Below are 6,768 nucleotides of genomic sequence, written 5' to 3'. Positions count from 1 at the left end.
TCATTACAGTGGCGGGACCGCACCGGTCTTGCACCGGACTTCCCTATTAAGCCCCGTAGGGCACCTACCTCTTTGCGTATTCAATTGTGCTTTTTCGAACTTACTTGTTTAAAATACCATGAACCCGCAAAAAAGTCAAATCAGTTGTTGTGTATATAATGTATACACGGCGTAAATATTGAATACAATATTTTTCCCTGAAATTTTCCAATACAAAAACACGGCTCCGGATCGAAAAAATAGACTGAGGCTGTCACAACATGATTTTTATTTATTTATAACAGCCTGTGGTGTGGCAAACCAGCTTGTCGTCCCTTTGTCATTGCCACAAAGGGACCCAAAAGGCTAGGCCTGTCCTCCAAAAAACTTAAGAAAAGACTTGGCTTGTGTCGAGTCCCTAAGGACGAAGACAGAAGCCTTAGTCGTTCTTACTTATGATCAGAAAGTCTATGCTTTCTGATCATGTGAAAAATTGCCGGCTTCCTAAAATCCGTAAACTCGCTTCGCTCAAACAAATACCCAAAGGGCACAGCGCGGATTTCTTAACGGAAGCCGGCAATTTTTCATCCTGCGGAACGTATGTTTCCGGAAAAGGCCGAACGGGGAACCAAAGAACAAGGCTCTTACTCTTAGTGCGACGGCCCCAGTCTCTTTTGGCGTTCTTCCTGTCAGCAGCAATGCTATACCGGACAAAAAGCGCAATCGCTCTACAATGAAACTCCGCCTATAACGGCGCTCCCGCCGCCGTAATATCTCTGGCGGCCACAATATCAATGCCGAGATTTAATATATTACCGGTAATAATATCTCCTTCAAAAACAGGCGCCATAACCGTGATTTCCGCCAAAGCACGGGCACAGGCCAAAACTTCTTCCTTCGGCAGCGGAGTACGGGAAATAACCGGCAGCAGGGGCAGCGCACCGCCTTCCACCCGTACCGTGGTAGTCAGTGTTCGTTTCGGTGCAGTTACCTCCTCCTGAGCATAGCGAACACCACGGGGGCAGCTAAATCCGCTAATATCGGTAATTTCATTTCGCTGAAAAACAATTTTGCCGCTGCAGCTCAACGGACAAACAATACAATGCAGTTTTTCTTCCTTATAATTCATATCATTCGCCTCCCTGGTTAAGTGATATAATAATTTCCTGCTCTATTCCGGCCAGCTTAGCGGCGGGAATTTCAACCATGATCATTTCTCCCGGTTTAACAACAGGCAACTTGCGACTAAGCAAAGTCTGGCCGTTGCTTTCTACCGCCAGCATAACTTTTTGCGCCGGTTGTTTCACCCGTAAAAACAGCTTTGCCGGAGCAGGCTCTGTCGACACGGTGAGTTTTTGCGGCACCACCGTGCGTATGCCGTTGCCGGAAATTACCTGAACGGTTGTTTCACCTATAGGTAACCTGTCCCGAGCATACAGGGCAGCAGCCCGGCCGGCTATGGCCCCTTCCTCGGATACAGAATCCACCAGATCATGGACATGCACCACATTACCGGCCGCAAAGAAACCCGGTGCCGAGGTCTGTCGGTACTGGTCAACCACCGGACCGCTGGTCACCTTGTCCATGTCCACCAGCCGTTGCGACAGTTCATTCTCCGGAATGAGCCCGACCGACAGCAGCAGGCAGTCACAGGCTATGTCAAATTCGGTGCCTGCCACAGGTCGCAAATTTTCGTCCACCTTGGCGCAGGTGACAGAGGTTACCCGGTCACGGCCAGCTACCATTGTGATGGTGTGTCCCAGATACAGGGGAATCCGATAATCTTCCAGACACTGCACCACGTTACGTGTCAGCCCATTCGAATAGGGCATCAGTTCAATAACCGCCTCAACCTTGGCGCCCTCCAGCGTCAACCGCCTGGCCATAATCAGGCCAATATCGCCGGAGCCCAGAATAACAATACGTTTTCCCGGAATACAGCCTTCCATATTAGTCATGCGCTGGGCGACTCCGGCGGTAAACACACCGGCCGGTCGCTCCCCGGGAATCCGGATGGCGCCACGGGTGCGTTCCCGGCAACCCATGGTAAACACAACGGCCCGGCAATGAATTTCGCATAAGCCGTCCTGCGGGTTGACGGCAATCACTGTTTTGTCAGACTGCACATCAAGCACCATAGTATCCAGCATCACGCGAATCGACTTTTTCTGTCCGACCATTTGGATATACCGTCGGGCATAACCGGGACCGGTCAGTTCCTCTTTAAACCGGTGCAAGCCAAACCCGTTATGGATGCACTGTTGAAGAATACCGCCCAATTCGCGGTCGCGTTCAATAATCAGTATATTTTCGGCGCCTTGTTCGGCAGCGCTATAAGCGGCGGCGAGGCCGGCCGGTCCACCGCCGATGATGGCTATGTCAACGAATTGTTTCACTTTGATTTCCTCCGGCATCAACTGGAATTTTGTCATAAAACAAATAGGACTGGGCCGTTTCCTTACGAATGGCGGTTAGCGGCACCTGCAGTTCACGGGCCAGAATAGCGGCCACCTTGGGTCCGCAGAAACCACCCTGGCAGCGGCCCATACCGGCGCGGGTCCGTCTTTTTACACCGTCAACCGTTTTCGCCCCGCAGGGAGAATGAATAGCAGCCACGATTTCCGCTTCGGTAACGGTTTCACAGCGGCAAATAACGCGTCCGTATAATGGATTTTTACGAATGAGCGTTTGTTTCTGCTCATTTGATAATTCACGGAATACAATTTTGGGTTCATTATGGCTAATAAATTTTTTCTTAGGCAGCAGCAGCAAACCACACTCTTTTAAAAGTTCAGCGACAAGCTCGGCAATGGCCGGAGCAGCCGTCAAACCAGGCGACTGAATACCGGCGGCATGAATTAACCCGTTAACAACCGTTGATGGACGAATCACAAAATCATCGCTATCGGCAACAGCCCGCAGACCGGAAAACTCGGTAATCGATGCATTCAGCGGTATAGCCGGGAACAAACGTTTAGCGCCTGTGATAACCTCCTGGAAACCGGCGGCGGTTGTCGCCAGATTTTCTTTGACGGCTATCGTCAAATTCTCCTCCTCAGGCATATTCTGGGCGTTCGGTCCAATGAAAGTATTACCGTGTACGGTAGGTGCAACTAAAATACCTTTCGAGTGCTTGGTTGGTGTGGGAAATAGTACGTGGTTCACTCTGGGTCCGGCGTTTTTATCAAATAATATATATTCGCCTTTGCGCGGAGTAAGGGTAAAGCTGCTATCACCTGCCAGACGGGCGACCGCATCGGCATAAAGTCCAGCGGCATTGATGACATAGCTGGCTGTAATCGAGCCTTGCGGTGTCCTGACCCCGGTAATCCGGCCATTGGTTATTTCCATATTGGTAACAGGACATTCTGTAAGAATTTGCACACCATTTTGGGCAGCGTTTTCGGCAAACGCAAGTGCAGCGTCAAACGGAAGAAAGATTCCTGTTGAAGGCGCCCACAACGCGCCTTCAGCGTTCACTAAGCCGGGTTCCTTGGTCAGCACTTCCTCCCGGCTCAGCAAGGCCAGCCCAGGCACCTGGTTCTGGTTTCCCCGGTTCAAAAGTTCCGCTAAGGTCTGCAGTTCGTCTTTATCAGTAGCAACAACCAGTGAACCTATCCATTGGATGGCAAGAGACAACTCCTCCCGCAACGCATGGTACAGAGCATTACCCCGTACATTTAATCTGGCTTTCAGCGTCCCCGGTTTGGCATCAAACCCCGCGTGAAGGATGGCACTGTTTGCCTTGGTGGTTCCGGCGGCCAGTTCCGGTTCCTTTTCCAGCAAGACAACGCGTAGCTGGTATTTGGCTAATTCCCTGGCAATAGCCGTACCAACGATGCCGCCACCAATGATAACGATATCGGATTTAAGTGTTGACATATTTTCACTCCCTGTATGACTGCAATAGTTAATTAATAGAAAAAATAAAAAAGCCGGATAAACATCTGCCGTTCAGACATTTATTCGGACTTCTCTTTGTTCTGTCCAGCTAGGGAGCCATTGATTTATTCCCACTGTACGTCCAGACCGACAGTCTCATAAATCAGAGGTTCCCTATTAAATTGTATTGGTCATAGCTTTATATTTACCGCCATTCGATTATTTCGACCATTTCACCGTTAAACATAAGATAAGAACATATTCGTACTTATGCAAAAAAGCAGGTTTCCTTTATGATCAACCTCACAGCCGTTAAAGTTGATTACAAAGGAAGCCCGCTCCTTCAGCCGTTTTCGGACACCCCAAAAACAGCCTATGCATATAGACTTTCCGTCATAATCGCCTTCCCGTCGCTCGCAGGTCAACCGGTGATTGTCAGATAGGCAGTTCTCCTGGCTCTGCGTCATCGCTTCTCCAATCCTTCCCAGGATGAATATCCCAGTGGCCTTGCCTTTTGGAGTCGCTCTTCATTACAGTGGCGGGACCGCACCGGTCTTGCACCGGACTTCCCTATTAAGCCCCGCAGGGCACCTACCTCTTTGCGTATTTCGTTTTAAAAATCCACAACAACTGCCCGCTCCAATCCGGCAGTCGCAACCGGAATCCCCCCTCACAATATAAAATAGGTTTCTTTTGTCATCAACTTTCGCCTGCTGCCGAAAAAATTGATTACAAAAGAAACCTATCTTCAAAGCGTCATACAAGATGCCTAAAAAGAGGCAACCCAAAGACAGCCTATGCATATAGACTTCCCTTATAATCGCCTTCCCGTCGCTCGCAGGTCAATCGGTGATTGTCAGATAGGCAGTTCTCCTGGCTCTGCGTCATCGCTTCTCCAATCCTTCCCAGGATAATATCCCAGTGGCCTTGCCTTTGGAGTCACTCTTCATTACAGTGGCGGGACCGCACCGGTCTTGCACCGGACTTCCCTATTAAGCCCCGCAGGGCACCTACCTCTTTGCGTATTTCATTGTATATTCATAACTTTCTCATTTAACATATCATGCAGCAAACAGGAAGTCAAATAAAAAGCCTTCTATATAATGTATACACAGGCTAAATATTGAATACAGTATTCTCTATTCTTTTGTTTGTCCAGCCAAAATCCTTAACAGGCGGTCAGTCCGCCATCGACCGACCATAAGGCACCGGTAACAAAAGCGGCCTGCGGCGAAGCCAGAAACAAAATTACCTGAGCCACCTCATCGGGCGTTCCCAAGCGTCCCAAGGGATAAATACCGGCCATATCCCGCAGTGTTCTTTCCCTGTCCGCGACCTGCTCCAATTGTTTTTCCAGCAAAGGGGTCTGAATATCGCCGGGGCATACGGCATTGACCCTGATGCCATAGGGCGCCAGCTCCAGCGCCAAAGCCTTGGTAAAAGTGTTGACAGCCCCTTTTGCCGCACAATAGGCGGTGCACAGCCAGTTGCCCTGCAGCCCGGCATCGGAAGAGACATTAACAATAGCGCCGCCCTTGCCTTTCTTTAATTCCGGCACAGCAAACTTAGCAATAAAATAAGTCCCTTTCATATTCACATCCATGATCGCTGCATAATCATCCTCGGTAACCTCTTCGATGACTTTCTCCTGATAGGCACCGGCACAATTAACGACAATATCCAGCCGGCCCATAATCCTGCAGGTTTGCATGACCGCTTTCTGACAGTCAGCTACCTTAGCCACATCGGCTTCGATATAGCAGACTTTTCCGTATAAGCTTAATTCCTGTACCGCCTTTTCGCCTTTCTTCCGATCCCTTCCCACAACGGCAACCCCGGCACCTTGCTCCAGGAATAGCCTGGCTGCCGCCAGGCCAATACCGGAGGTACCGCCGGTAATGAGTACCGCTTTTCCCTGTATGTTCATTGCTTACCCCCTTCGTCCGTTTATCCTGACCGGACGGCCGCTAACTACGCCTTCTGGAAAAGCGTTCCCTCCGGTGCTTCTTCTATTCAGGAAAAATTTTTTTCTCCGCAATGGCATCTTTCACATGCTGGACATAAAGATCCTGAATCGCCGGGTTCTCACCAACCCCCTGCAAACAAACGCTTACTTCAAAGCCGGCGTCCTGCAGCCGGGACTGAAAAGAATCAGGCCCATCGCCTGCCATATCCTGTCTGGCATGTTCGCCGGCTACCAGCAGCAGCGGTATAAGAGTGATTTTCCTGATACCATCAGCCGACAGCCGCCTAATCAGTTCTGCCACACCAGGATAGCCTTCCACAGTGAATACATATACTTGTGCAATCCCCGCATCCTGTAGCTTTAACTGCAGGGCAGCATAAACAGCGTTGGACGGGTGCAGGCCGCCATGTCCCAGCAGACCAATCGCTTCCTGCTGTCCGATTGGCGGAAAAGTCCGGCGCATCGCCTGAATAGCTGCCAAATAGTCGTCCGGCACACCTTCCTGGCCGGCGTAATAGAGAAGCGGCCTGCCCAGATAAAGATTTTCAAAAGCCTGTTTATCCCGGTAAGCCTCCACGACCCTGCGCACTTTGTCATACTCATAACCGGCTTCCATGTGCAGCGGCTGGACAACCACCTCGCGAAAGCCCTCCTCAGCCAGGGCAGCCAGCGCCTGCTCCTCGGTCAGATACCGTATACCTTCCCTGGTGTTAATCCGCTCAATAACCCGCCGTGAGGTAAACGCCTGGCGTACGGTATATTCCGGGAAAGCCAGCCGGATCTTTGCGGTTACCTGATCAATGGCCGCTTGCCGGGCCTCCGGATAAGTAGTGCCAAAGCTCACAACCAAAATTGCTTTTCTATCGTTTGCTGTCTGTCCGGCAGACAATGGTACTGCTGCTTCCGATGATTTTCTGACAGTCCTTGCATCTATTTTCATC

5 protein-coding genes and 3 riboswitches are annotated in these 6,768 nt (G+C 50.4%); all 5 genes read right to left on the bottom strand.

What is annotated here, in order from left to right:
* Positions 1 to 83, bottom strand: a riboswitch (cobalamin riboswitch). This riboswitch is flagged as partial in the annotation.
* 641 nt (positions 84 to 724) lie between these two features.
* Entirely contained in the window at positions 725 to 1,108 is a 384-nt protein-coding gene (locus tag F3H20_RS12225) for a DUF1667 domain-containing protein (protein ID WP_149735200.1), read from the bottom strand.
* A gap of 1 nt (position 1,109) precedes the next feature.
* Entirely contained in the window at positions 1,110 to 2,375 is a 1,266-nt protein-coding gene (locus F3H20_RS12220) for an NAD(P)/FAD-dependent oxidoreductase (RefSeq protein ID WP_223191747.1), read from the bottom strand.
* Positions 2,359 to 3,861: an NAD(P)/FAD-dependent oxidoreductase gene (locus F3H20_RS12215; protein ID WP_149735198.1), complete on the bottom strand. Its 1,503-nt coding sequence runs from the start codon at positions 3,859 to 3,861 to the stop codon at positions 2,359 to 2,361. Before F3H20_RS12215 ends, F3H20_RS12220 begins: the two co-directional genes overlap by 17 nt.
* A 425-nt stretch (positions 3,862 to 4,286) precedes the next feature.
* Positions 4,287 to 4,471: riboswitch (cobalamin riboswitch) on the bottom strand.
* Between the two features lie 236 nt (positions 4,472 to 4,707).
* A riboswitch (cobalamin riboswitch) is annotated at positions 4,708 to 4,890 on the bottom strand.
* 139 nt (positions 4,891 to 5,029) lie between these two features.
* Positions 5,030 to 5,788: an SDR family NAD(P)-dependent oxidoreductase gene (locus F3H20_RS12210; RefSeq protein WP_149735197.1), complete on the bottom strand. Its 759-nt coding sequence runs from the start codon at positions 5,786 to 5,788 to the stop codon at positions 5,030 to 5,032.
* Positions 5,789 to 5,870: 82 nt separating this feature from the next.
* Positions 5,871 to 6,767, bottom strand: coding sequence for a sirohydrochlorin cobaltochelatase (locus tag F3H20_RS12205; protein WP_149735196.1), 897 nt, complete (start codon positions 6,765 to 6,767; stop codon positions 5,871 to 5,873).
* Position 6,768: the final 1 nt, after the last annotated feature.

The sequence above is a fragment of the Propionispora hippei DSM 15287 genome (assembly GCF_900141835.1).
Classification (GTDB): domain Bacteria; phylum Bacillota; class Negativicutes; order Propionisporales; family Propionisporaceae; genus Propionispora; species Propionispora hippei.
This window is presented reverse-complemented; position numbering and strand designations above follow the sequence as displayed.

Excerpts from the sequence above, each read along its gene's own strand:
- F3H20_RS12225 (WP_149735200.1), bottom strand. The coding sequence starts at position 1,108 with ATGAATTATAAGGAAGAAAAACTGCATTGTATTGTTTGTCCGTTGAGC.
- F3H20_RS12215 (WP_149735198.1), bottom strand. The coding sequence starts at position 3,861 with ATGTCAACACTTAAATCCGATATCGTTATCATTGGTGGCGGCATCGTT.
- F3H20_RS12210 (WP_149735197.1), bottom strand. The coding sequence starts at position 5,788 with ATGAACATACAGGGAAAAGCGGTACTCATTACCGGCGGTACCTCCGGT.
- F3H20_RS12205 (WP_149735196.1), bottom strand. The coding sequence starts at position 6,767 with ATGAAAATAGATGCAAGGACTGTCAGAAAATCATCGGAAGCAGCAGTA.